Genomic DNA, 24,986 nt, shown 5'->3' with positions numbered 1-24,986 from the left:
TTAAGATATTGTTGCTGATTGTATCACCGAAACCCGTGTGGAGCTAATATTCAGTGCAGTTGTTACAGCATTTGTAAGATTCTCAACTACTTTGATATCCCCTCCGCCTTCACATACTACCACAACTCCTTTCACTGTAGGTTCTAACTCGGTTACGACCAGTGCCTGTTTCCCATCTTTTCCATCTATCACAGTTACATCTTGTTCTAATGTATTTTTATCGGTTGATTTTTTGTTTGCCCCTTCGTCAAAATCCTGAGTATTGTCGTTGGATTTTTTCTGGGAGTTCGCATATACATATTCAATGCCATTTTCCAGCGTTACCATTACCTTTGCTTTTCCAACCCCATTAATCCCCTCCGCCAACTCTGTTAATTTGGTTTCCAAATTAGAAGTATATTCTTCTGAGCTAATTGTCTCCTGAGTGGAAGTTGCCGAAGAATTATTTGTTTTATGTGGGATTACACTGGAAAGGAATATCAATAAAATTCCAATAATTCCAATAATAAATATTATTTTTGAAGTTTTTTTCCCCTGAAGCAAACGGTCAACCATTTGTTTCAAATTTATTTTTTGTTCCATCGAAAGAATCTCCCATTAGTCAGTATAAATAATCTGTGGAACCACACCAAGCTGGTTTTGTATCAATTGTTCCATCTCCATCCGCTTCGATTGTAATGAACTGTCTGCCCAAACGGAAACCTCTACTGACGGTATTTCCTCTGTCCTATTTATACTTATTTTTATCTGGTCAAATTTAGTACCATTTTCCTCAAAAAGTTGTTTACAGTTTTGTTCTAGCATGATTTCTGCTTGCCGGTCCACCTGTTGATCAATGAGCTGATTTAATTCCTCATTTTCTTCTGGCTGTTCCGAAATTACTGAAAAATTAAACTCAGGGGGGCTTGTAATAATTGGAGAAATCAAGCTGGTTAGTAAAAAAAGGTTAATGGAAAAGGTAGCTACCTTTTTCATACCGGAATTCGGAACCAGCATAGAAAAAAGTGCCGCACCTGCCAGTGTAATACAAATTGTCATTGCCCATTCCTGTAATCCATTCATGAGGTAACACCTCCATTCCCCATCACCACCATTAAAGCGGTACACACAATGGTTAATACAGAAAAACTGATTAACAACGCAAGGACAATGCTCAACGTATCATAAACTGCCTGAAAAATCCCCTCTAAATTTTTTAATTGTAATACCTGCCCTGCCGCAGAGGAAACCTTTACCGCTGCCATATAAAATAAAACGGTTAAAATAGGGGGCAAAAAAGTTAAAATACAAGCAATTACTCCAAAAGACCCTACAGAGGATTTTACCAGTCCCAAGCAACCTTTCACGGAAATCAAAGCGTCACTTAAAGCGCTCCCTACAACAGGAACAAAGCTGCTCACCATAAATTTAGCTGTCTTCGCTGTTACACCATCCGCCGCAGAAGATACCATTGCCTGAGCGGAAAAAATTGCTGTAAATATAGTAAGGAGCAATGTAATCCCCCAAATCACTAACTTTTTGACTGAGCTAGTTAACTTGGTAAAATACGTATGCCCGCTTAAGGATGACATGACTGACAGCGCCAAAAAAATTCCTAAAAACGGTACCACAATATAGGATACTGCTGCAGAAATAAATTGAATTGCACTGAATAATGCGGTATGGTATCCCAATCCAGAAATTGGTGCGCCAGCCGCAGTAACAATACCCGTAAACACAGGGATAAAACAAAGCAGGAAATTACTTGCTCCCTTAATGGTTTCTACCCCATACTGGATACAGTTTGCCATTGGTACCATTAATACTCCAGAAATAGCCAAAATAGACACCATAGTGAACACCTGAGAAACCGAGCTTTCCACAGTACTTTGCATGGTTTGCAAAAGGGCACACAACAACATAATCCCAAAGCATAATGCCAGAAGATGAAGTGGCTTTGTCACTGTGTCTACAACGGTATCCCATAAATTTTTAAAAAAATCTCCAATATTAAAATTAAAAAGGTTTTCGGAAGACGGAGAATCAATTCCATTTTCTTCTAGTTGTTTTTCTACCCCTTCGGGAAGGTGATCCATCAATTCCTGTGTTTGTGCCGCATCATATTGTTCCTGTAATAGTTCCTCTGTTTCCGCCGATGCTGGAACGGTCAAAATAAAACAGCACAACACTACCATTACCATAATTTGAATGATCTTTTTCATTTTTTGTCCTTATCCTTACTGTTTTCCGTTATGACCCCAATTGAATCAATCCAACAGAAAGCTGTACTAAATTTGTAAATAACGGCATTGCAATTACGATAACCGAAACTTTTCCTGCAAGCTCTACTTTGGAAGCAATCGAACTATAGCCACTATCACGGCAGGTATCGGCAGCCAATTGGGTCACATAGCAAATTCCCAACGATTTTAATACTACGGATAAATATCCGCTATCAAACTCAACCCCCGCAACCAGTTTTCCTATGGTATCCAAAACTGGTGTTAAATTCACTAGGATAATCCCAAAAATTAAAATGCCACATAATAAAGCAGCCATCATAGAAATCTCCGGGTTCCATTGTTTTAATAATACGCAAATACAGGTTGTTACCAACGCAATCCCCACTACTGAAAAAAGCATAAGCTTCTCCTAATATAATCCAAATAGGGATTTTACCGTATCAAACAGGTTGCTTACTTCATTAATAATCATCATCAACACTACAATTAGTCCCGCTAATGTTGTCATCATCCCTTGTTCTTCCCTTCCCGAGCGGATGAGCACCTGGTTTAATACAGCCACAATAATCCCAATTGCCGCAATTTTAAAGATTAAATCCACATCCATGATTTTCCCCCGTCACACAACCAAAATCGCAACCGCAATTCCCGTTAAAATTCCTAGTGAACGGTATAATTTCCCTTTAGAATGGGCAAATTCTTCAGATTGCTGTAAATAATGTTGTAAATTTTGGCTGATTAATTCTAACGAACTCAATTGCCCTTCTACATCGGAAGCACCAAGTATTCTCCCCAATGAAGCTATTTGTTCCAAATCCTGCTGTTGAAAATGCTGGTTCGATTGTTCTAACGCTGTTTTCCAAGCAGATGGAAATGGTTCCCCTTGCTCCATCTTTTGGTCACATTCTTTTAAAAAGGGAAGCTGTTGAAATTGGGAAGATTTGCTGAATTCATGGATCATCTGCTGAATTTCTTTTCCAGAATATCGGATTTCCGCTTTCATACATTCCACCAGTTCTACTGATTGCGCTAAAGCAATCCTTCGGTAAGAAAGTAGCTTTGCAAAATAATTACCAATTAGCGCTGGGCAGATTGCAATCAATAACACTCCGATAAGATGCATTAAATTCACCTGCTTTCACAATTGCATGAATATTACATGGAGATTGTTTCCCTTCTAACAAAACAATCTGGTCAAACGCATTTAAAGATAACATGTCCATGATATGTTTTCTCTTAGATAACTCCTCTAAGCTTCCCGCATGGGCGGTTGCAATAACAGATACCCCTGCATTCAAACAGGCCTCCACCGCAACTGCGTCCTGTTGGTCCCCAATTTCGTCACATACGATAATTTCTGGGCCCATTGTACGGATAGCATTCATCATACCATCTGATTTTTTCCATCCATCTAATATATCCGCATACCCCAAATCATTTTGTGGCACCCCATTGGAACAAGCAGCAATTTCTCCCCGGCTATCCACAACAACTACTTTTTTTGTTTTAGATACTTGGCGTACTAAATCTTTTAATAGTGTAGTTTTTCCACTGCCTGGAGCTCCCACTATTATGCTCCGTTCAGGTTGTCCATGTAATTGTTTTATGAATTGGTCCGCTACTCCAAAGACTTGGCGGGCAATCCTTAAATTAATGGAACTGATATTGCGGATGTTCACTACTTCTCCCTTAGCGTACACAGCTGTCCCACACAATCCTGCCCGGTGTCCTCCTCGGATAGTCAAATATCCTTGCCGTATTTCCTCCTCATGGCTATGTACAGAATATCCACACAAAGCGCGGAAACATTCAAACAACTCTCCTTGCCAAATGGTATGCTTTAAAAAATAATCACCTTCCGATGTCACCAAACAGATTGGTCTTCCAGAACGCAGACGAATTTCCCGGATGGAATCCCTTAAACGTTCTGGCGTTTCCCGTAGGATGATAGAAGCAGTCTCCCTGCTTAAACCATCTAAAGCCTGTTGAAATTCTTGCATTTTTTTACCTCCTTTGCCTGTTTGTCCTATTTGTATGCTGGTTGTCCATCAAATAGAACTAAAAATCTGGTATACATGTAATTGAAGTATTTTTCGGTACACTCCTATAAACGATATCTGTAATATCCACAACAAAAAAGCTTGTACAACCTATTGTTGTACAAGCTAACTGATATTAAATTCAAAGGGGTTGAATCCGTATTCCCAAAACTCCCTGCTTTTCTTGTTCTTCTGTATAAATCTCCCTAATTTCCTTTAACATCTGTTTCAATGTTTGACCTTCACATCCAAACTCAACAGGATTAAACTTTTGATATAATTCTTGAAATGTATTACATAAATACAATTCCGTTACCTTTACTGTAATGGATTCTTTTTGATCTGGAAGCTTTAAAAACTGAATTTCGTCCCCTGGTTTTAATTGTTTCCTTTTTTCATCATAACACCGTACTTCAATTGTTTTTCTTCCCTGCACAATGGTGTCAAATGGTTCAGAAAATAATTTCATTTGATATCGCATTAAAATTTCCTCCATCGCTCTATTAAAACAAAAAACGGATAGGTACTCCCCATCCGTTTTTATTATGATTAATGTTTATGGGTAACCGCTGTTACAAAGCCATCCTGGAACTCATCCATCATTTTAAATGCCATAGTAGTCCCTTTTGCCACACAATCCAAAGGTTCTTCTGCTAAACTTGTATGAATTCCCGTTTCAGCTTCCAATAGTTCGGACATATTTGCCATCAAAGCACCACCGCCTGCCAAAATAATACCATTGGTATGGACATCTCCAATTAGTTCAGGAGGGGTTTGTTCTAGTACATCTTTTACAGCTTGGATAATTTTATCCAAACTATCATGAATTGCCTCATAAATTTCATCTTGTGTTACAGTCACCATTTGTGGAAGGCCATTATAAGCGTTTCTTCCTTTTACTGTAGCAGAAATATCCGGTTGTGGATTAAGTGCAGTGCCAATTTCTATTTTGATCTGTTCCGCCATCCTCTGCCCAATATGAAGTTTATGCTTCATTAAAATATACTTGATAATGCCTTCATCCATATTGGAACCACCTGTTTTGATGGATTCACTTTTTACAATACCATTTAAAGAGATTACAGCAGCATCCGTAGTCCCACCACCAATATCCACAATCATCCATCCATTTGGTTGGGAGATGTCAATCCCTGCCCCTAATGCAGCGGCAATTGGTTCATCAATTAAATGCACCTGGCGGGCACCTGCCGCAACAGCAGCATCCACTACTGCACGGCGTTCTACATCCGTAATTAAAGAGTGGACACTGATGACAACACGAGGCTTCATCAACATAGCGTTGCTTACTTTTTTTAAAAATTCCTGAATCATAATTTCGTTTAAACGGTAATCCGAAATGACTCCATTCACAATAGGATGGGTTGCAATAATATTTTCTGGTGTCCTACCAATCATATCAAAGGCATATCTGCCCACTGCCTTAAGTTCATCCGTATCCATATTCACAGCTACTACAGCTGGCTCGTCCAATACAATTTTTCCATTAATCGCAATAATAACCGAAGAAGTCCCTAAGTCAATACCAATATCACAAGTTGCCATTTAATTTCTCTCCTCTGAGCAGTATACTACTTATTATTATAACAAATACCAGCATTTTTTCAACTATTCTTCCAATAAGTTCATGATATTGTAATTTTTCGGTGGAGTGGCAGCAAATACTGCTGAAAAAACAGAGCTTGCGCCACTTTGGTATAATACTTTGGCGCACTCCGCTAAAGTAGAACCTGTTGTAATGATATCATCTACCAATAAAATATGTTTTCCTTGTACCATCTGCTGATCTGCCTGAAAACAGTTCAACAAATTACGCCGCCTTTGTTCATAGGGAAGATCATGCTGTTTTTGAGTTTGTTTTACTTTTATCAAAGCTTTTGACAAATAGGGTATTTTTAATTGGCGTGATATCCCTTTCGCCAATAAGTGAGATAAGTTCACATCATTATGATTCCCACGATAGGAAGGAATAGCCAGGATACCATCAAAATTTTTATTTGTAAATTTCAACTTTTGTACGATACATTCTATAAACTGGCGTTTATGGTAGAGTTGGTCGTGGAATTTGCAATCCAATACCGCTTTTCGAATTGGACCAACATACCAGTAAACAGCAGTATATTGCTGAATCCATTTACAATCCATTATCTCATACTGGAATTGCAATATCTTTTGTTTTTCACCGCATTGTATACAGCATGTCCCTTCTGGAATCACCTTGTCACATAGGATACATCTACGGGGATAAATCCATTCCATCCAGCTCATTCTTGTTCACCAAATACTTTCTGTTGTAAAAAATACTTTAACCCTGTATAACGGTAATTAATTTTTACCTGATTAGTCATATTAGCGACACTGCGGGAGGACCCAACCAAAATCAACATCTCTTTCGCCCTGGTAATCCCGGTATATAACAGGTTGCGATTATAAAACTCGCTTTGTCCACCCATAATTGGCATAATAACTGCACGAAATTCATTCCCCTGGCTTTTGTGGATGGTAATGGCATACGCCAGTTCCAATTCCCTTGCCATTTCAAAGGTATAGGTTGCCAATCGTCCATCAAAATCAATGGTCAACGTACCTGTTCCACGCTGTATCTTCACAATTCGTCCAATGTCACCATTAAAGATGCCTTGCCCTTCTTCTCCATCTTTTTTCCATCGAATATCATAATTGTTTCGGACTTGCATCACCTTGTCATATTCCCGGAAGGTATACAATCCAAACGAAAACTCCTGTTTTCCTTTTTCCGCTGGATTAATCCTGCTTTGTATCAGCTTATTTAACTCCACAGTACCAATGATTGTTTTTCTGGAAGGGCAGATGACCTGGATGTCATCAAACGGGGAATACTGATAGCTTTTTGGCAGCCGTACCGCACATAAATCCCCAATGGTTTTCGCTGTTGTTTCCAAATTAGGACGCCCCAAAAAGAAAAAATCATTATCTGTATGTTCTAATTCCGGAAGTTCCCCATGGACAATGGCATGGGCGTTGGTAATAATCAAGCTTTGGGCAGACTGGCGGAAAATATCCTTTAATTCCACAACAGGAATACAATCGCTAGAAATCAAATCCTTTAGCACATTGCCGGCAGAAACAGAGGGAAGCTGGTTTCCATCCCCAGTTAAAATGACCTTACATCCCCGTTTTGCTGCCTTGAGCAAGGAACAAAACAATAGGCTATCCACCATGGACATCTCGTCCACAATAATAGCGTCATATTTTAAAGGGTTATGTTCATGATGGACAAACTCCTGCTGTTCCCCCCGCTGCATCTGAACTCCCAACATACGGTGGATTGTAGTTGCGTTTTGTCCTGTCACCTCGGAAAGCCGTTTTGCAGCCCTCCCTGTAGGGGCACAAATTCCCACATGATATCCCTGCTGCTCCAAAATGGAAATAACCGCGTTTAAAATCGTCGTTTTTCCTGTACCAGGACCACCAGTTAAAATAAAAATATCATTGGCAATTGCTTCCCGTATTGCTTTCCGCTGTAAAGGGGCATATTGTAACCCACAAGCCTCTTCTTCCAAGTCAATCACCGCTTCCAGAGATTCCACATCTTCTGGTTCCTTTTCCAGCATTTCATAGATGCGGGTAGCAATATATTGTTCTGCCAAATAAAATACCGGCAAAAACACAAATGTTTTACCCCGTTCCATAGTAAAATACCGGTGCAGTTCAATCTGCTGATCCAAAGTGTCTTCTATTTCGTATCGGTCCAATCCCAACAGATTGGCACAAACACCAATCAAACTTTCCTTGGGTACACAAGTGTGCCCATTTTCCCTGGCATTGTGACGGAGTACATAATCTATCCCTGATTTAATCCTGTTAGCGTCATTTTGTGGAATAGATAATTGTTGCGCGATCTGGTCTACTGACCCAAAAGGCAGCCCAATTTCCTCCAGACAAAGGTTATAAGGGTTATTTTGCAGTACTTCAATGGCCATAGGTCCCCATTTGCTCCATACCCGCACACTCTCAGAAGGTTTCATGCCAAACCGCTCCAAAAACAGCATTACCTTCCGTACGCCAAAAAGTTGTTCAAACTCGCCGGATAATTCCTTTGCTTTTTTTGGAGAAATCCCCTTTACTTCCGTCAATCGTTCTGGTGTCGCCTCAATAATCTGAAGGGTATCTTCCCCAAACTGGTCTACGATCCTTTGGGCAATAGCAGGACCAATCCCTTTGATGGCTCCGGAACCCAAAAACTTTTTAATTGCCCGTACAGTAGTAGGTAACTTCCGTTCAAATAGTTGAACTTTAAATTGCAAACCAAAATTAGGGTGAGTTGTATACCATCCGGTCAACAGAAGCTCTTCCCCCTGTTCCACCGATGCCAACTCACCCACCACTGTGATTAATTCGGTATCTGTACTGGCTTCCAACACACAAAAACCAGTATCCTCATTTTTAAAAATAATCTCTTCTACACATACATGCAGTTGAATAACCTGCGGTTGATCCATATATGCCTTCCACTCTTCTACATAAAATTACAACGTTCTTTCCTTATCTAGTATACTGAATCTACTTCACAATTGCAAGCTGTTCAAACATTTCTGGTATCTCCCGTTGAAATTCATCCTGGGTATATAGCTGCGCATGGTTCATATCCTGGCAGATCATCTGGCAGATTTGTTCTGTTTCTACATCCATTCCCATATTTAACAGGATAATCTGGCTATTCTTGCTGTTTTTGTTCCAACGTGCCTGATTGATTACATTCCGTACCATCAGTTCTACATTGTCAATTTTTCCGCTGAGCGGAAGGATCCAAACCATATTTAATTTTTGCTTTCCAAACACAATTTTTTGCTCAATCCATCCAAAAATTTCTACCAGCCCAATGACTGCTGCAATTAAAATAACTGTATATAATATGTAACTCATCACCGACTCCTCCTTTTTCCTATACTATGATAGCAAGAAAGATTTGGTGAACATATTGTTAGTTTCGTTCCTTTTTGTGGTTCAGTTCTGGCATAATGGTAATGAGCATAGTGATAAAGCAAGCACATCCTCCAACTAAATTAGAGATGGGTTCCGCCCAAAAGACACCGTCAACTCCCCATCCGTTTATCATTGGCAAGAAAATAGTAAGTGGAACGACAATAATAGCCTTGCGAAATAATGAAAAAAAAGTCGCTTTTTTTGCTTTTCCCAATGCTACAAAGACACACTGTCCTGCAAACTGCAACGCCATAAAACAAAAACCAAAAAAATAAATATGTAATGCGGGAACTCCTTCAGACAACAGTTCCCCGCTGCCATCGAAAATACGAATAAACGGCTCCGGCCATAGCCGTAATACACCCCACGCTACCAACGTATAGGCGACACAAACACCAGTTACAAAGAAAATCGCTTTTTTCACCCTATGATATGTGGATTCCCCATAATTGTAGCTCATTACTGGAGAAGCTCCATTGGTAAGCCCCATCACTGGCATGGTGAAGATTTCACGGATGGAATTCAATACCGTCATTACCCCTACATAAATATCCCCACCATAATTCTGTAAGGTAGCATTGCATACAATTTGTACTAAACTATTAGTAAACGCCATAATAAAACCGGAAACACCCAATCCCATAATGGAACAAATCCGTTTCCATTTTAATTTCATCGCCTGTTTTTTCAGGTGCAGTTCAGCCTTTTTCCCAGTTAAAAATTTGAGTACCCACAGTGCGGAACACATCTGAGAAATAACAGTAGCAATAGCTGCCCCACGTACTCCCATATGGAACACAAAAATAAACAATGGGTCCAAGATAATATTTAACACTGCACCAATCAGTACTGTAAGCATCCCCATATTTCCAAATCCTTGACTATTAATAAACGGGTTCATCCCTAAAGAAATCATTACAAAAATAGTTCCTAACAGATATATCTGGATATAGGATTCCGCATAAGGGAAAGTGGTGTCGCTGGCACCAAACGCGTACAGAATTGGCTTATAAAATAGCAGTCCGATGATCATCAGGACAATCCCTGTGCCAACCAGCATGACAAAGGTATTCCCCATAATATATTCCGCTTCTTTTGTATTCCCTTTTCCTCGTTCCATCGCGCATAAGGGACCACCGCCATTGCCAAATAAATAGGTGAATGCGGTAATTAACGTAATGATTGGAAAGCAAAGCCCTACCCCTGTTAAAGCAATACTTCCAATCCCTTCAATCCTTCCAATATACATACGGTCCACAATATTATATAGTAAATTTAAAAATTGCGCTACTGTCATCGGAACCGCAACTTCCAAAATATTTTTATATACACTTCCTTTGGAAAAATCCGTTTGATGGGTATGCATTCTGTTTCCTCCAAACCGCTCATTTTCTATATATTTTATTATACTACACTCTTTCTATATTTTATAATATATGTTATCATATAGAATAATAGATTTTAACCTATAGAAAGGAATAAAAATGGAATTACTACAATTATATTATTTTAATTGTGTGGCAGAATCCCAGTGTATATCAAAAACCGCAAAGGCGTTGCACATTGCACAGCCCTCTTTGACCCAAACCATCAAGCGATTGGAACGGGAAATTGGTGCTCCATTATTTGACCATGTGGGTAGGCAGATTGTATTAAATACATATGGAAAAATCCTATATGATCGGACAAGAACCATCTTCGCATCTTTAAATCAGGCAAAATCGGAAATTTTATACCAAACAAACCAGAAAAAACGAACTATTACTCTATCTGTCCACTGCGCATCTCCAATTCTGCCTGGACTGGTCCAGTCTTTTAAAATGAAATATCCTGATATTCTGCTTCGGGTTTATCAATCCAGTGATTTGGAACACGATAAAAAAGATGTGGATTTAAAAATATCCGCTTACACTTCTATAGAAAATCTTTCCCCGGAATCTTCTACCTTGTTGTTAGAGGAAAATCTAGTGATTGCCAAACCCTTCAATTATATTCCTAATGATCCATCCAAATTCGATACCTCTGTTTTATCCCTCAAAAACTTTTGTAACGAATCGTTTATTAGTTTGACAGAAAAATCCAGTTTATATGAAATCCTACAGTCCTGCTGTCAGCAATATGGATTTACTCCCAATATTTCTTTATTCTGTGATAATCCTCAAGTATTCCGTGAAATGTTGAAATTAGGTATGGGAGTATCCCTCATACCCGAACGGAGCTGGGCGGAAATTATTAAAACCTTACCTGATTTATTGACGATTATTCCAATCCATTCCCCAGCCAGCAAACGTTATATCTACCTAACATGGGAAAAAGAAAAATACCAATCCGAAGCGGTATTGGCCATGAAACAGCATATTATTGACTATTTTTCCAAACTCATATAAAGATCAGTCCAGCCCTATTGATTACATCAAAAAAGGAGGTATTTGATATACCTCCTTTTTTACAATTGCTTTCCTGCAAAATTTCTTGAAAAGAACCATGCCAAATAAAACAATTAATGTAATATTCTATTACAGTTTACCGGCAACCATCAAGCGAAGCTTGCACATACCACCGACCATAATTAAATGGATTGGATTGCTGCCTTTAAGGCATCAATACGGTCTGTTTTCTCCCAAGCAACTCCTAAGTCTTCACGGCCAATGTGTCCATAAGCAGCTAGCTGGCGGTAAATTGGTTTTCTCAAATCCAAATCTCGAATGATAGCAGCTGGACGAAGGTCAAACACCTTTGTTACAGCCTGGGAAAGTTGTTCATTGGTGTATTCACTAGTTCCAAAAGTATCCACCATTATTGAGACAGGATGGGCTACCCCAATGGCATAAGCAAGTTCTACTTCGCATTTACGAGCCAAACCTGCTGCTACAATATTTTTCGCAACATATCTTGCGGCATAAGCAGCACTGCGGTCTACCTTAGTTGGGTCTTTTCCAGAAAAGGCACCGCCTCCATGGCGCGCATACCCACCATATGTATCCACAATAATCTTTCTACCAGTTAATCCACTATCCCCTTGTGGTCCACCAATTACAAAACGGCCTGTTGGATTGATAAAATACTTGGTATTTTCGTCCAATAAGCTAGGATCAATCACTGGCTTTACTACATATTCCACTAAATCTGTCCGGATTTGCTCCAAAGTTACATCATCGCTGTGCTGAGTAGAAATAACAATAGTGTCAATCCTTACAGGACGATCGTCTTCATATTCTACAGTAACTTGGGTCTTTCCATCAGGACGTAGGTAGTTTAAGGTACCGTTTTTCCGAACTTCCGTCAAACGTTTTGCTAGTTTATGTGCATAGGCAATTGGCATTGGCATCAATTCAGGAGTTTCATCACAAGCAAAACCAAACATCATTCCCTGGTCTCCAGCACCAGTTGCATTTTCTTCATCTTGAACAGACTGTCCACGGTTTTCTAACGCAAAATCCACTCCCATAGCAATATCAGCGGATTGCTCATCTATGCTGGATAATACAGCGCAGGTTTGTCCATCAAAACCATATTTCGCTCGGTCATAGCCAATATCCAACACTACTTCCCTTGCAATTTTCGGAAAATCCACATAACAATTAGTAGAAATTTCTCCCATTAACATTACCATACCAGTGGTACAAACAGTTTCGCAAGCAACTCTAGCATTTGGATCTTTGGCAATAATCGCATCTAACACAGCATCCGAAATCTGGTCACAAATTTTATCTGGATGTCCTTCTGTAACAGACTCAGAAGTAAATAAAAATTTTGCCATTTTAATTCCTCCTCGTACAAAAACTATAAAATATTACAAATATAATACAAATAAATACAATAAAAAAATACCCAGTTATAAAACCGGGCATAATTATTGGCAACATTAAAAACTTATCTCTCGGAAAAAACCGCAGGAATTGGCACCTTACTGAAAAGGTTGCCGTGGCTTCATAGGTCCCGGTACCTCCACCACTCTTGATAAGTTTACATGATTATATCAAGTTAAGAACATTTTTTATTATACACGAATCTTTTTATTTGTCAATACAAAACTATAGATTACCATAAATAGGAACGGTCCTTTGTTGAGGGGGAACAAAGGACCGTTTCATGTTATTCTTTTTTCAATTCACTATTAAACAATCTGGTTTACTTGACGTTCCACCCAATCGGATTCTGTTACAACATATACATCCTGGCTAAAATCAAGAGCAAACAACCCGATAAAAGATTTTGCGTCTACTTTTACAGAACCATCTAAAGAATGTAAGAAAACAGGTTCTTCTACTTCACAAGCAATTTGTTGTAATTTTTGGATGTCACTAATTGAATGAAAATGTTTTTTGATCATCATAATCGATCATTCCTTTCTATTTCCTCACAAAATTTGTATGCGATTGACTCTTTCTAATTCTTCTGGTATTCAGAAGGCATCCTCTTTTTGAATGCACCTTTATTATAATACTTCAGCTCAACTATTTCAATAGTTTTTTCTAAAAAAACTATGCAAGATTACCATTTTTAGCAGTATTTTGAAATTCGCCTTAGTTCCTATTCCGTTATTGGTTAGTATGACTATTTTTATTCACATTGGCTCTTTTAGCTTGTATACTCCAAGATTCAATTTGTATGATTGCATAAATAAATAAAAATAATTTTATGCAAATTAACTAATTAATTATTTGAATGTTTTTACAAATAAACAAGCTCATTTTCTTATATAACATGATTCATTACCAATAAAATTAACGCGACTGTTGCTAGCACAAAAACAGATATAATAATGGACCATATCTGTTTCGAATGATTAGAAGATGTTTTAGACATACTGGCCGATTCCCCTACAAGTCCAGTTTTTCTCAATGCAGTGACAATTGGTTTATATAAAATCATAGTAAAGGCCGCATTGATTGCTCCCTTAATTAAATTAAATGGGAGAAAAGCAGGCATTAACATCTGCACAACTGTTTCTCTTGGAACCCCCATATAAAGTGGAGTAATCAAATAGTTCCACAACAACATTAAAATTGTCATTGATGCAACGCCGCAGATTAACCCTGCCACTGCACCTTTCATAGTATGGTTCTTCCGGTAAATCAAGCCAGCAATTGTAGCAAAACCAACAGTAGAAACGATATTCATTATCATACCAATTGGGCCTGTGGTGCTAATGGTCACCATTTCAATAAAAGACACAACAACAGACATCAATATGGATTCCAATGGACCAAATAAGAATGCTCCTATTGTAATAATAACATCCTTTGGCTCATACTTTAAAAATTCTACCCCAGGTACAATTGGAATATTTACTACAAGCACTAAAATAAACGCCATAGCGCTAAATACGGCTAACAGTACCAATTTACGTACATTTAACTTACTGCTTGAATGATTTTGAATGGATGATTTGGTTGACATAATAATATTACCTCCTTTATATCAGAGGTCTGCTCAGCACCTGTTGAACATTGCAAAACAAAAAACGCCTATGGATACATTCGTTCCATAGGCGCTACGATCTGTTTTATTCCTATTATTTTACAACAGGCAATATCGTTTCTTTCATCCGGACTATAACCGTTGGTTTTGGAATTACACCAAATCAACCTTATCAAAAGGCTCGCGGACTTTACCGCCAGTGGAGAATTTCACTCCGCCCTGAAACAGACTTCCTGCTTTTGATTATAATACAAAAACAGCTATCTGTCAAGAGAAACAGTGACTGGTATCTGATAATTGTTCAATCTTAAACAATAGATATTATAGTACTTAATCAAATTTTTGATTTATCACTATCGGCTTATACAGTAGATTATACTAGCTCTATAAGAGACTGTTGCTGATAATCAGTCCAAGATTTGTTTGTATTATTGCCCTGTAATCCATTTTCATTCTAAATAGAATCTGCCTAGTTAGCGACTTGCTTTACTTGATAAGAAAAAATTATTTATGCTGATTTTCTATCAGAAGAGTTAGTGATTTCTATAACTAATAAGATTCCATAAAAAACTAGGGGAACCAAATGGTTTCCCTAGTTTTTAATTTAAAATATGAAGTTTACTTTTTCTTGCGGAAAATTAGCAATGCTGCGCTAGATAAGCCAAGTGCAGCTAAACTTACAATTGGAGCAAAATCCCCTGTTTTCGCTGCGTTTGATTTGGTTGTGGTACTTTCCTGCCCTGTTTGGACAGTGTTATTATCAGTAGATGGTGTTTCTGTTGCCGTCTCTTCTATTGCTACTAAACCATTCATTGCACTCTGTACATTGGCTACTGCTGTGTCTACTTCTTCCTGGGTTGCGTTTTCATTTTCCATTACTGCTTTTGCATCATTTACTGCTGCTGTCAGTACTGCGTAGCTTTCTGCTGTGTATACGTTTGCATCTACTTTTCCTGCTTCCGCTATCACTTCTTCCAGAATGGTTTTATCCGCTTTGTATCTCAGGTTCAGCATTGCTTTTAACAGGTTATCTGCTACTTCGTTGATTTCTGCCTGCATGGCGTCTCCATTATTGTAAGTATTCTGCGCCGCTTCTAATGCTGCGGTAAATTCCGCTTTGCCCGCTTCTACGTAACGGTCAAGTTCCGCATTGATTCCATTGGCCGCTTCAATCAAAGAAGCTAACGCTGTTTTATCGCCAGCGATAAATCCTAATTTATGGATTTCATTCAGCAATGTTTGCCATGCTGAATTTACTTCTTCCTGGGTTGCTGTTGCGTTATTTGCTACTGCCTTGGCATTTTCCAATGCTGTGTCAAAGGATTTTTGTACCAATTCAATGGCGTTATCATATTCTTCACTAGCTTTGGCGTTTTCTGCATACTTAATGACCGTTTTTAAGATTGATTTGTTCGTTGTTTGTTCGGATACAGGAACATTGTATACCTCAATTTCTGTAAACTGCAAACGATATGGTGTTGGGTTATCTGGAATACTTTCACCAGCCGCATATTCTCCCAATTTGGTGACATGAATCCGGATATATTGGGCAGTCGTAGAATCAAATTGGCAGGTAACTGGCTGTTGCATTGGATCAGGTTGATTTTGGACGGAAACGACAGTCTGAAAATTGGTTCCATCATTACTAACCTGAATTTCATAATCCGTTGGGAAATTGGCTGTTTTTCCTTCCCAGGAACCAACACTCAAACGAGGATATAAAACAACTTGATTTACCTGTTGTTGCTGCCCAAGATTAAGGGTAATATCAATTGGATTTTCTAATACTTGGCTATGGTAAGCATCTGTCGTGTATCCAATTCTTCCAGCATCATCTTTCGCTTTATAACCATCTGTTAAGTATTCAGTTCCCCACATACCTGGTGACTGGACAGATTCTGAAGCGGAAACAGATTGATTGAGGGCCAGGTTTACTTTTTTGTTTGCCATCATTTGGTCGTAAGCTGTTTGGAGATCGGTGATTGTTTTCGTAATTTCCGTTTCATCTTGGCTTTGGGTATCGCATAATTCCTGTGCATGTGCTAAAACCTGTTTAAATTGTTCCGCATAAATTTCGTCAATACAATTGCTGGTATCCGCTAATTCCATTTGATAGACCAGCAGTTGCAGTTGTTGTAATGGAGTAAATGTATCGTCAGCATCCTGATGTGGAGCGATTCTTACCGCATCGGCAATCACATATTCATCTGCATCATTTGTGATAACGATAGAAATGGTATCTCCTGCTTTTGCGGTGTATGTTCCTAATAGATTCCACTGTCCTCCGTTAATTTCTTGATTCTTTCGGATAGTTTCAGTTACATTTCCACAATGAATGGTATATGGAGTGTTAGTGGCTCTGTTGGAATGGACACCCCACCAAGCAAATACATCGTATTCGCCATCCTCTTCAATGGTAGTGGTATAGGATGCGGAAGCAGTTGGTTCACCAGAAACCCAACCAATATAATGAAATCCGTCTCCATACCGGTCATTGTGGTTGGAAGCTGTTTCGTAAACCCATTCGTTTGTATAAGTTGCCTGGTCATCATCAATGACAACTCCAGTTTCTTCTTCCTTTCCAATATCAGGAGTATGAAGTGGTTCTCCAGTAACCTGAAAGGAATAGGTACCACTGCCTGCAGTAAATATAATATAACCATCCTGCTTTTCTGCCTGTTGCAATCCATCTACTCCGGAAATAAAATGGTTATTTTCAAATACAGAAACACCGGATTCGCTTACCACAAGCTGATCCATATCATTATCTGGCACATAAATTTTAGCTGTTACATTAGCTGGAATAGTAACTTCCATAGTAAACTGATTTTCGCTGACAACATTCCAGTTAGTAGTGATTGTTCCCTTTATAGTTGGAATAGAAGTTCTTGCCCATTCCAGTCCTCCAGTAACAGGTTTGATGTCCACAGTTTCAAATCCTCCACTACTTGGATGAATTCCACCTACATATCTAGGCAGAATGTAAGAAGGATAGGCTGTCCAAGCATGGTTACCCATATTATCAATACTCAGTTCTCCAAAAGATTCCCAGTTTGTGTTATTAGTGGAAAGCATGGTATCATAACGTGCAAAATCCTGGGTGGCGATTTTGCCTAAACCTGCGGTATACAAACCATTATATAAAGCATCTCCGCCATATCCGCCAACATCATAGTTGTTTTTTTGTTTTGCCAGCCAGGTGACAACACGGTCATAAAATGCTTCTGGTACAACGCCGCTTCTCAACGCCCATGCGGTTCCCAGTGGATGGGTTTGTCCGCTTCCAGAACTGGTCTTGTATTTTTCACCGTTTACCAATAGATTGCGATTGATTGCTTGTTTTAATTCTTCTGCTTGTTTCGCATAATGGTCTGCATCTGAATCGTTTCCAATTGTTTTTGCGATATTGGAAGCAATATTAAAATTCATATACAATTGGCTATTGGTTGCAATATTATCCCCACCATTTTCCAGGCTTCCTCCAGCATAGTCCGAAGCCCTTGAGCCTGGAGGGTTGTATAGCCCTGTACCAGAGGAGTAGTAGCGTTCCATATAATCCATAAACCGGATTAAATTTGGATAATACTCTTGCAACAAATTGGCATTTCCGCTAAACAGATATTGTTCCCATAGCATCATTGGCCAATACATTGACCACTCTGGCATTTCAGACATAAAATCTCTTGCCGGGCTACAAGTTAAAAAGTTTCCGCTAGCCAGCTGTTCACCAGCATAATCCTTGATAACTTTATCGATTACCATTGTGTTAGCGTGGTTGTAGAGATAACCAATTCCAATGTTCCAGGAGTCCGCAGTCCAAGGGCTTTGTTCACGGTTGGCATCTACGCTGATGATCCCTTGTTGGATATTCTGCCTACTAGAACGTTCACACATTTCAAATACTGCATTTAAACGTTCATCGGAACTTTGGAAACTTCCTTGCAGATCCACATCAGAATAAGCTACAATTCCTTTTACATCATCAGCAGTTAATTCTCCCTGGTATCCAGAAATTTCCAAAAGTCGGAAACTGGTGTGACGTACATATGGCGTTTTAAAAGTTTCTTCACCGCCAGAGCAAACATAGGTATCATAGCCAGCATCTCCCCAACCTTGTTCCACTTCCCAATACTGTATTTTTACCTGAGAACCAGCCGCATTGTTATGGAGTTTCAATTCTGGCCATCCAGTCAAACATTTGCCAAAATCGACTAGCCATTTATCTCCCTGTTGGGTGATTGAAACAGGTTCCATCCACTCTTTTTCTTTTTCTTCGCTTACCAATTGGGCATAAAGTTGGTAGTTACTTCGGTCCACTACCGTTGCATTTTGCCAGGATTGGTCATCAAATCCGACTGTATTCCAACCATCCATCTCTTTCTGGGAATCATAATAGATAGAAGCACGATTGTTTACTCCGCCATAATGTCCAAAATAAACAGGATCTTCCTCTTTGTATGGATTAGTTGGGGATACCTTCCAGGTATCATCTGTTTTGATGATATCGGTAGAACCATCTTCATAAGTAATATGGGCTTCCAGGATATAAGCCGGTGAAGCGTTTACTCCAGAGTCAGACCAGGCACCATGCCAATGGGCTAAAGAGGCAAATACATTTTCCCCTTCCTGCAATTGTCCTGTAATATCATATGCACAATATTGGCCATATGTATATGGGTCGCTTCTAGCGGGACCTACCCCAACAAAGTTTCCATTTACATAGAGTTGGTAATCGTTATGTGCAGAAGTATAAACAACCGCTTGTTTGATTGGCTGGTTAACCTGGAATGATTTACGGAAATAAGCAAAGTTGTTTTGATTTTCGGTGCCATCCCAAATATAATCTGCCTGCCACTCTGTTGTATTTAAACCAATCCGGAAAGAAGAGGGACTACTGTATTCACTGACATTATTAAAATTATCCCATGTGCGAACTTTCCAATCATATTCTGTGTCAGAAGCTAGTGTTGGCCCACTGTAAGAAACATAGGAAGACTGGTTGGAATCCACTTTTCCACTATCCCAAACCTGTTTTCCAGAAAGGTTTTCTGTCACAATAATCTGGTAGGCTGTTTGATAGCAACCCCTCTTATTACTCTGTATTTCCCAAGAGAATAAAGGAGAACCGGGATCAATTGCTTCTGGAGAATCCACTCCGTTCGTCAATAAATCCTGAACTACAAGAGGGCTTTGATGCTCCTCAGCATAGCTAAATACTATGTTTGTGCTACCCAATAAGCAGGCAGCTAATAACCCAGCCGCAAGCCGTTTGGCTAAAATAAAATTTTTCTTTCTCATTTTTTCCTCCTAAACTTTATGGTTGATATTAGTGAATTAAAATAAAAACGAGCACCTCCTTTTATTAGATAAATTAAATAAAAAATATAAACAAATATTAATTTTATTATAATTATATAAAAATAAATTGTCAATTAGGATTGAGCAAAATTTATAACTCATTATATAGGTTTGGAATTTGTATCCTCCTATCTTAAATCTTGCATTTCTATAACAAAGGCTATTTTTTATTTCCTTATACTAATATACTAAAAATTTTTTTGAATGAAATCTATAAGCTGGACTTTCAAGCAAAGAATAAAACAAAACTGCAAGCGTTGTATAATAAAATGAGTAAAGTAGATCTGGATGGTTACAAGGATGGTACATTCAAAAAAACTTTATAAAAGCATTGGAACAGTCAGCAACAGTATTGGCAGATCCAGATGCAATGCAAAAAATTAACAGAGCATACGACGAACTGGGAACAGTATATAAAAACCAGCAGATAAAAAATCTTAATCCAAGCGACAAAAGAATATCAACAGGAAACATATACAGAAAGCACCTGGGGAATCTATGCAGAAACGAAAGCAAAAACAGAAGAAGCCTATATCAATGCAGACACAACACAGGAAGAAATCAACGAAACAGTAGATACCCTGTTAGCAGGAAGGCTGTAACTGAGGTTTAAAGCAGACAAGAGCTTATTAGACAAAATAGTAGAAGAAGCGAAAGGAATCGACTTAGACCAATACACAGCAGAAAGCGCGACAAGGTTCCAAGTATTGTTAGCAGAACACGCAGACAATGTTAAACAACAATTATCTAAGCAAAGAAAAAGGGACAATCAACACAAAAGCAATGGAAGTGAAGGCGGCACAAAGCAAACTGGAACTAATAGGGACAACAGGAAGTGAAGCAAACCAAAATCGTGCAAGAAACACAATACCAAAAGCAAATGTCACTAAAACAGAGAATGTTTCCCCACTTGCAGGATTAGCGGTATTGGTAGTAGCTGGCGCAATAGTCATTGAAATGAAGAAAATAGAATTCAGCTATAATAACAGATTTCCAATGACATTATTGATTTACGAAATAACAGACTATGATTTTATAACACTATCTTTTTCAAAATAGGCATAACTAATTTCCAAAAATATATAAGTTTGTGAAATCGTCTATTCTTATAAGGTTCTTATTAGCAGATCACTTTCCTAGTATTGAAAAGAAAAAACGAGTTTATTGATAGACAAAATAAAAAAGGAACTGAAAAGTCCAGTTCCTTTTTGGTTTCTTTATTAATCAATTTCTACAGAAATTTTTTGTCCTAAACGGTTTGCACCAGCCCTTGCAATAGTACGCAACGCTTTTGCAATACGGCCTTGTTTTCCAATGACACGGCCCATATCGTCAGCAGCTACATGCAGATGGTATACAATAACGCCTTCTTGGTCTGGTTCATCAGCAGTAACAGTAACTGCATCTTTATCTTCTACCAGACCTTTTGCAATAATTACCAATAATTCTTCCATTGTGTAAACTCCCTTCGTCGGAAAAAGTGGTTTTTGAAGGTACACGGAAGCCCGGAGAGAAAGCTCCCCGGGCAATTCCGCAACTAAAACAAAATTACATAACGCCGTTTTGTTTCAGCAATCTCTTTACAGTATCAGTTGGTTGTGCACCAGTGCTAATCCAAGATTTTACTTTATCTGCATCTACGGATACAGAGTTGTTTTTGTTGTTTGGATCATAAGTACCCAATTCTTCAATAAATCTTCCGTCTCTTGGGTATCTGGAATCAGCTACAACAATACGGTAGAATGGAGCTTTTTTCGCACCCATACGGCGCAATCTAATTTTAACAGCCATTTCTGTCACCTCCTGCATGATTTCTATCTTTTTTAGCGTATTTCACGCTGATCTATTACAGCTTTTTTCACAAAGCGGTAACTCCATTAAAATCCCATTCCTGGGGGCATCATTAATTTGCGACGTTTTCCTTTTTTTGTACCGCCAAATTGCTTCATCATTTTTTGCATATTCTCAAACTGTTTTAACAGCTGATTCACATCCTGCACTTGAGTCCCACTTCCTGCTGCAATACGGCGTTTTCGGGAGGGACTGATGATAGACGGTTTCTTACGTTCTTCTGGGGTCATAGAATAAATAATAGCTTCTGTAACCTTCATTTTCTTATCGCCTGCATCCAGGTCTTCTTCTTTTACTTTGTTACCCAAACCTGGAATCATGGAAATAATCTGTTGGATACTACCCATTTTTTTCATCTGTTGCATTTGGGATAACAAATCATTTAAATCAAAAGAATTCTCTTTTAATTTGCGGGCCATCTTTTCGGATTCTTTTAAATCCATGCTGGACTCTGCTTTCTCAATCAAGGTTAAAACATCGCCCATACCAAGGATTCGGGAAGCCATACGCTCTGGATGGAATTCTTCCAAATCATCTAATTTTTCGCCAATCCCATTAAATTTGATTGGTTTTCCAGTAACAGCCAGCACAGAGAGCGCAGCACCACCACGGGTATCACCATCCAATTTGGTCAAAATAACGCCGCTTACATCCAACAATTCATTAAATGATTTTGCTACATTAACAGCGTCCTGACCTGTCATGGCATCTACAACCAACAAAATTTCATTAGGTTCTACTGCAGATTTAATATTTTTCAATTCATCCATCAATGCTTCATCAATATGCAGACGGCCGGCGGTATCCAAAATAACCAAATCATTGCCGTGATCTTTCGCATGACGGATTGCCTGTTTTGAGATTTTAACGGGATCGTCCTGACCCATTTCAAATACTGGAACCCCAGCTTGTTCCCCTACTACCTTCAATTGTTGAATCGCCGCCGGACGGTATACGTCACAAGCAACCAACAAAGGACGGTGCCCTTTGGAACGGTAGTATTTTGCCAGTTTAGCGGAATGGGTTGTTTTACCACTTCCTTGTAAGCCACACATCATCACAACACAAGGCGGCTTTGAAGGAAATTTAATCGAAACACCTGTATTCCCCATTAAAGCACAAAGTTCTTCATTTACAATTTTAATTACTTGCTGAGCAGGAGTTAAACTGGTGAGCACATCGGATCCAACACAGCGTTCGCTGATTTTGGCAACAAAATCTTTTACTACTTTGTAGTTTACATCCGCTTCCAATAAAGCCAGCTTTACTTCCCGCATTGCTGTTTTGACGTCGCTCTCAGTCAATTTTCCTTTAGACCGAAGCTTTTTAAACGCCGCGGATAGTTTATCTGTCAAGCCTTCAAAAGCCATTGGTGCTCATCCTCCTTATTCGTAATCTTTTAAGCAGTTGGTTACTAGTTTTTCTAATTTTATCAACTCATCCATGATCAAACTGGACCCATTTGTTTTTTGGCAGGTATCTTGCAAACGCTGGATGCGTTTGTTTACTTTTTCCAATAAACCAATTATATCATCCGTTTTTTGCTGTAACCCTATTTTCTCTTCATATTCTAACAGCACAGCTTCGGTTCGTTTGATACTGTCATGTACCCCTTGACGGGTTATATTCGTAATCTCGGCAATTTCGCCTAACGATAAATCATCATTATAGTAAAGTTCTGCCAGATCCCGCTGTTTTTCGGTTAACAAGTTCCCATAATAATCCAACAATACGGATACATGCAAATTTTTGCTCATGGGCTCGCCTCCTGGGTTTCTGACCAGATTTGTAAAGCTCAAAACTTTACAAACGATATTGTACCTGATTTCCAACAAAATGTCAAGAGTTTTTCTTTACAATTAAAATTATTTTTTATATCAAACAAGCAGATTACTAATTTTTAATTTCATCATAACACTACCAATGAACAAAATATAAGTATTGGGATTATCTATTTGTGAAACCATAGCTGTTCCAAACTTTCAAAATAAACTTGTAAATCAAACCTTAGTTTTAATTATACAACAAAGCATTTTTATATGGCATCCTCCCCATAACTGTTGTAAATTGATAGATTTACTTAAATAGTAAAGGCATTTAACCACAAAAAATCCCCTGTTTTTCCAGGGGATTTTAGATTATTCTAAAAAACTGGTTGTGTAAACATCCTGGGCTTCTGGATGGCGTTCAAACCATTTGGTTGCATAAGGGCAAGTGGTACGGGCTTTCTTTCCAGTTTCCCTCAGTTCATATACAACGGCTTTCATTAACTTATCCGCTATTCCTTGCCCTTTTAGGCTTTCATCCACAAAAGTGTGGTTAATATTCACTACTTTGGTAGAAACACTAGGAAATGTTACCTCCGCAATTAGCCGGCCTGACTCATCCAATTTATAAATGCGGTTGGATTCCATGCTAAAATTCATATTGTTCCCTCGCTTTCTTCCTTAAATCTAATATTATTATATACGGAAATCAGTAGTTTAAACCTCAGGTTCGCTTATAGATCATAACAGGAATTGGTGGACAGTTAGGGCGGTTGGCAAAACTGTTAATGATAACCGTATATTTTTGGCTGTCAATTGTAGGAAGAAATTCAAGTAGTGCATCCTTTTCCGCAAATCCGGTATCCTTTCCATAGTAAATGCACAGGCTCATGATTCCATCCGGTTTTAACAATTCCAGCCCCTGATTGATTGCTGCAATACTGGTTTCCGGCTGGGTAAAAATTTTATGGTCTCCACCAGGTAGCCACCCAAAATTAAAAGTAATGCAGCTTACTGTTTCTGGTTGTAGATAATTTGCCATATTACTATGACTATCAAGATGAAGTTCCGCACGTTTGGATAACCCCTTTTGTTCTAACAACAATTTGGTGCTTTCCACCGCATCCTGCTGCACATCAAAAGCAACTACTTTTCCGGTTTCCCCCACCAGTTCACACAAAAAAGCGGTGTCGTTTCCACGCCCCATCGTCGCGTCAACGCATAAATCCCCTGGCTTTACATGCTCTATAATAAATTGATGAGCAATCCCCAAAGCATTCAATCGTGTATTCATTGAAAAATCTCCTTCTATAGATATAGGCTCTCCAATACGAGAGCCTATA

Annotated in this window: 25 protein-coding genes and 2 riboswitches; of the genes, 2 read left to right on the top strand and 23 right to left on the bottom strand. The window is 38.7% G+C overall.

The annotated features are described in order from the left end of the window. The 13 genes from BQ2683_RS06470 to BQ2683_RS06410 all read right to left on the bottom strand — a co-directional run bounded on the left by BQ2683_RS06470 (position 1) and on the right by BQ2683_RS06410 (position 10,610). Positions 1 to 582: a hypothetical protein gene (locus BQ2683_RS06470; RefSeq protein ID WP_069988204.1), complete on the bottom strand. Its 582-nt coding sequence runs from the start codon at positions 580 to 582 to the stop codon at positions 1 to 3. Positions 583 to 597: 15 nt separating this feature from the next. After that, on the bottom strand, positions 598 to 1,062 hold the full coding sequence (locus BQ2683_RS06465; protein ID WP_069988203.1) for a stage III sporulation protein AF: 465 nt from the start codon (positions 1,060 to 1,062) through the stop codon (positions 598 to 600). Beyond that, positions 1,059 to 2,201 (bottom strand): stage III sporulation protein AE, encoded by a 1,143-nt coding sequence (locus BQ2683_RS06460; RefSeq protein ID WP_069988202.1) that lies wholly within the window; start codon positions 2,199 to 2,201, stop codon positions 1,059 to 1,061. Before BQ2683_RS06460 ends, BQ2683_RS06465 begins: the two co-directional genes overlap by 4 nt. 28 nt (positions 2,202 to 2,229) lie before the next feature. Further along, a complete protein-coding gene (locus BQ2683_RS06455) occupies positions 2,230 to 2,622 on the bottom strand; it encodes a SpoIIIAC/SpoIIIAD family protein (protein ID WP_069988201.1) in 393 nt (130 codons plus the stop codon). Between the two features lie 9 nt (positions 2,623 to 2,631). Further along, a complete protein-coding gene (gene spoIIIAC, locus BQ2683_RS06450; protein WP_069988200.1) occupies positions 2,632 to 2,829 on the bottom strand; it encodes a stage III sporulation protein AC in 198 nt (65 codons plus the stop codon). 12 nt (positions 2,830 to 2,841) lie between these two features. Further along, positions 2,842 to 3,345, bottom strand: a complete 504-nt coding sequence (locus tag BQ2683_RS06445) for a stage III sporulation protein AB (RefSeq protein ID WP_076939134.1) — start codon at positions 3,343 to 3,345, stop codon at positions 2,842 to 2,844. Next, complete coding sequence (locus BQ2683_RS06440) at positions 3,293 to 4,222, bottom strand: ATPase, T2SS/T4P/T4SS family (protein ID WP_069988198.1); 930 nt, start codon at positions 4,220 to 4,222, stop codon at positions 3,293 to 3,295. Before BQ2683_RS06440 ends, BQ2683_RS06445 begins: the two co-directional genes overlap by 53 nt. Positions 4,223 to 4,403: 181 nt before the next feature. Then, positions 4,404 to 4,742, bottom strand: a complete 339-nt coding sequence (locus BQ2683_RS06435; protein WP_069988197.1) for an ASCH domain-containing protein — start codon at positions 4,740 to 4,742, stop codon at positions 4,404 to 4,406. A 68-nt stretch (positions 4,743 to 4,810) separates the two neighbouring features. Next, positions 4,811 to 5,824, bottom strand: a complete 1,014-nt coding sequence (gene mreB / locus BQ2683_RS06430; RefSeq protein ID WP_069988196.1) for a rod shape-determining protein — start codon at positions 5,822 to 5,824, stop codon at positions 4,811 to 4,813. A 63-nt stretch (positions 5,825 to 5,887) separates the two neighbouring features. Continuing rightward, the gene (locus BQ2683_RS06425; protein WP_069988195.1) at positions 5,888 to 6,547 is read right to left on the bottom strand and encodes a ComF family protein; all 660 of its coding nucleotides are present in this window, start codon (positions 6,545 to 6,547) and stop codon (positions 5,888 to 5,890) included. Continuing rightward, the gene (recD2, locus tag BQ2683_RS06420; RefSeq protein WP_069988194.1) at positions 6,544 to 8,760 is read right to left on the bottom strand and encodes an SF1B family DNA helicase RecD2; all 2,217 of its coding nucleotides are present in this window, start codon (positions 8,758 to 8,760) and stop codon (positions 6,544 to 6,546) included. The genes BQ2683_RS06425 and recD2 overlap by 4 nt, the downstream gene beginning before the upstream one ends. Positions 8,761 to 8,821: 61 nt before the next feature. Further along, positions 8,822 to 9,184, bottom strand: coding sequence for a hypothetical protein (locus BQ2683_RS06415; RefSeq protein ID WP_069988193.1), 363 nt, complete (start codon positions 9,182 to 9,184; stop codon positions 8,822 to 8,824). 58 nt (positions 9,185 to 9,242) lie between these two features. Beyond that, positions 9,243 to 10,610 carry an MATE family efflux transporter gene (locus tag BQ2683_RS06410; protein WP_069988192.1) on the bottom strand — a complete coding sequence of 456 codons (1,368 nt, stop codon included), beginning with the start codon at positions 10,608 to 10,610 and terminating at the stop codon, positions 9,243 to 9,245. 118 nt (positions 10,611 to 10,728) lie between these two features. On the opposite strand from BQ2683_RS06410, the gene BQ2683_RS06405 reads away from it, so the two are divergent. Then, entirely contained in the window at positions 10,729 to 11,631 is a 903-nt protein-coding gene (locus tag BQ2683_RS06405) for a LysR family transcriptional regulator (protein ID WP_069988191.1), read from the top strand. A gap of 182 nt (positions 11,632 to 11,813) precedes the next feature. Here BQ2683_RS06405 and metK read toward each other — a convergent pair whose 3' ends face one another. From metK to BQ2683_RS06385, 4 genes are all read right to left on the bottom strand, one after another. Next, the gene (metK, locus tag BQ2683_RS06400; RefSeq protein ID WP_069988190.1) at positions 11,814 to 13,004 is read right to left on the bottom strand and encodes a methionine adenosyltransferase; all 1,191 of its coding nucleotides are present in this window, start codon (positions 13,002 to 13,004) and stop codon (positions 11,814 to 11,816) included. Between the two features lie 110 nt (positions 13,005 to 13,114). Continuing rightward, positions 13,115 to 13,211, bottom strand: a riboswitch (SAM riboswitch). A 150-nt stretch (positions 13,212 to 13,361) separates the two neighbouring features. Beyond that, positions 13,362 to 13,580, bottom strand: a complete 219-nt coding sequence (locus tag BQ2683_RS06395) for a hypothetical protein (RefSeq protein ID WP_069988189.1) — start codon at positions 13,578 to 13,580, stop codon at positions 13,362 to 13,364. A gap of 362 nt (positions 13,581 to 13,942) precedes the next feature. Then, complete coding sequence (locus tag BQ2683_RS06390) at positions 13,943 to 14,647, bottom strand: ECF transporter S component (protein ID WP_069988188.1); 705 nt, start codon at positions 14,645 to 14,647, stop codon at positions 13,943 to 13,945. 132 nt (positions 14,648 to 14,779) lie between these two features. Beyond that, a riboswitch (FMN riboswitch) is annotated at positions 14,780 to 14,899 on the bottom strand. A gap of 387 nt (positions 14,900 to 15,286) precedes the next feature. Continuing rightward, positions 15,287 to 19,966: a family 78 glycoside hydrolase catalytic domain gene (locus BQ2683_RS06385; RefSeq protein ID WP_069988187.1), complete on the bottom strand. Its 4,680-nt coding sequence runs from the start codon at positions 19,964 to 19,966 to the stop codon at positions 15,287 to 15,289. Positions 19,967 to 20,755: 789 nt separating this feature from the next. Between BQ2683_RS06385 and BQ2683_RS06375 the strand changes: the two genes are divergently transcribed. Continuing rightward, positions 20,756 to 21,085: a hypothetical protein gene (locus BQ2683_RS06375; RefSeq protein ID WP_069988185.1), complete on the top strand. Its 330-nt coding sequence runs from the start codon at positions 20,756 to 20,758 to the stop codon at positions 21,083 to 21,085. 161 nt (positions 21,086 to 21,246) lie between these two features. On the opposite strand, the gene BQ2683_RS06370 is transcribed toward BQ2683_RS06375, so the two are convergent. From BQ2683_RS06370 to mnmM, 6 genes are all read right to left on the bottom strand, one after another. Next, positions 21,247 to 21,480 (bottom strand): KH domain-containing protein, encoded by a 234-nt coding sequence (locus BQ2683_RS06370; RefSeq protein WP_069988184.1) that lies wholly within the window; start codon positions 21,478 to 21,480, stop codon positions 21,247 to 21,249. Positions 21,481 to 21,574: 94 nt separating this feature from the next. Continuing rightward, complete coding sequence (gene rpsP / locus BQ2683_RS06365; RefSeq protein ID WP_069988183.1) at positions 21,575 to 21,817, bottom strand: 30S ribosomal protein S16; 243 nt, start codon at positions 21,815 to 21,817, stop codon at positions 21,575 to 21,577. Positions 21,818 to 21,903: 86 nt separating this feature from the next. Beyond that, positions 21,904 to 23,247, bottom strand: coding sequence for a signal recognition particle protein (gene ffh / locus BQ2683_RS06360; protein WP_069988182.1), 1,344 nt, complete (start codon positions 23,245 to 23,247; stop codon positions 21,904 to 21,906). Positions 23,248 to 23,262: 15 nt separating this feature from the next. Continuing rightward, the gene (locus tag BQ2683_RS06355; RefSeq protein ID WP_069988181.1) at positions 23,263 to 23,634 is read right to left on the bottom strand and encodes a putative DNA-binding protein; all 372 of its coding nucleotides are present in this window, start codon (positions 23,632 to 23,634) and stop codon (positions 23,263 to 23,265) included. 381 nt (positions 23,635 to 24,015) lie between these two features. Then, entirely contained in the window at positions 24,016 to 24,303 is a 288-nt protein-coding gene (locus BQ2683_RS06350) for a GNAT family N-acetyltransferase (protein ID WP_069988180.1), read from the bottom strand. A gap of 64 nt (positions 24,304 to 24,367) precedes the next feature. Continuing rightward, positions 24,368 to 24,937, bottom strand: a complete 570-nt coding sequence (gene mnmM / locus BQ2683_RS06345; RefSeq protein WP_069988179.1) for a tRNA 5-(aminomethyl)-2-thiouridylate-methyltransferase MnmM — start codon at positions 24,935 to 24,937, stop codon at positions 24,368 to 24,370. Between the last annotated feature and the right edge of the window lie 49 nt (positions 24,938 to 24,986).

The organism is Massilioclostridium coli (assembly GCF_900095865.1).
Taxonomy (GTDB): domain Bacteria; phylum Bacillota; class Clostridia; order Oscillospirales; family Ruminococcaceae; genus Massilioclostridium; species Massilioclostridium facile.
The sequence above is the reverse complement of the archived record's forward strand: the minus strand, read 5'-3'. Positions and strand labels throughout refer to the sequence as shown.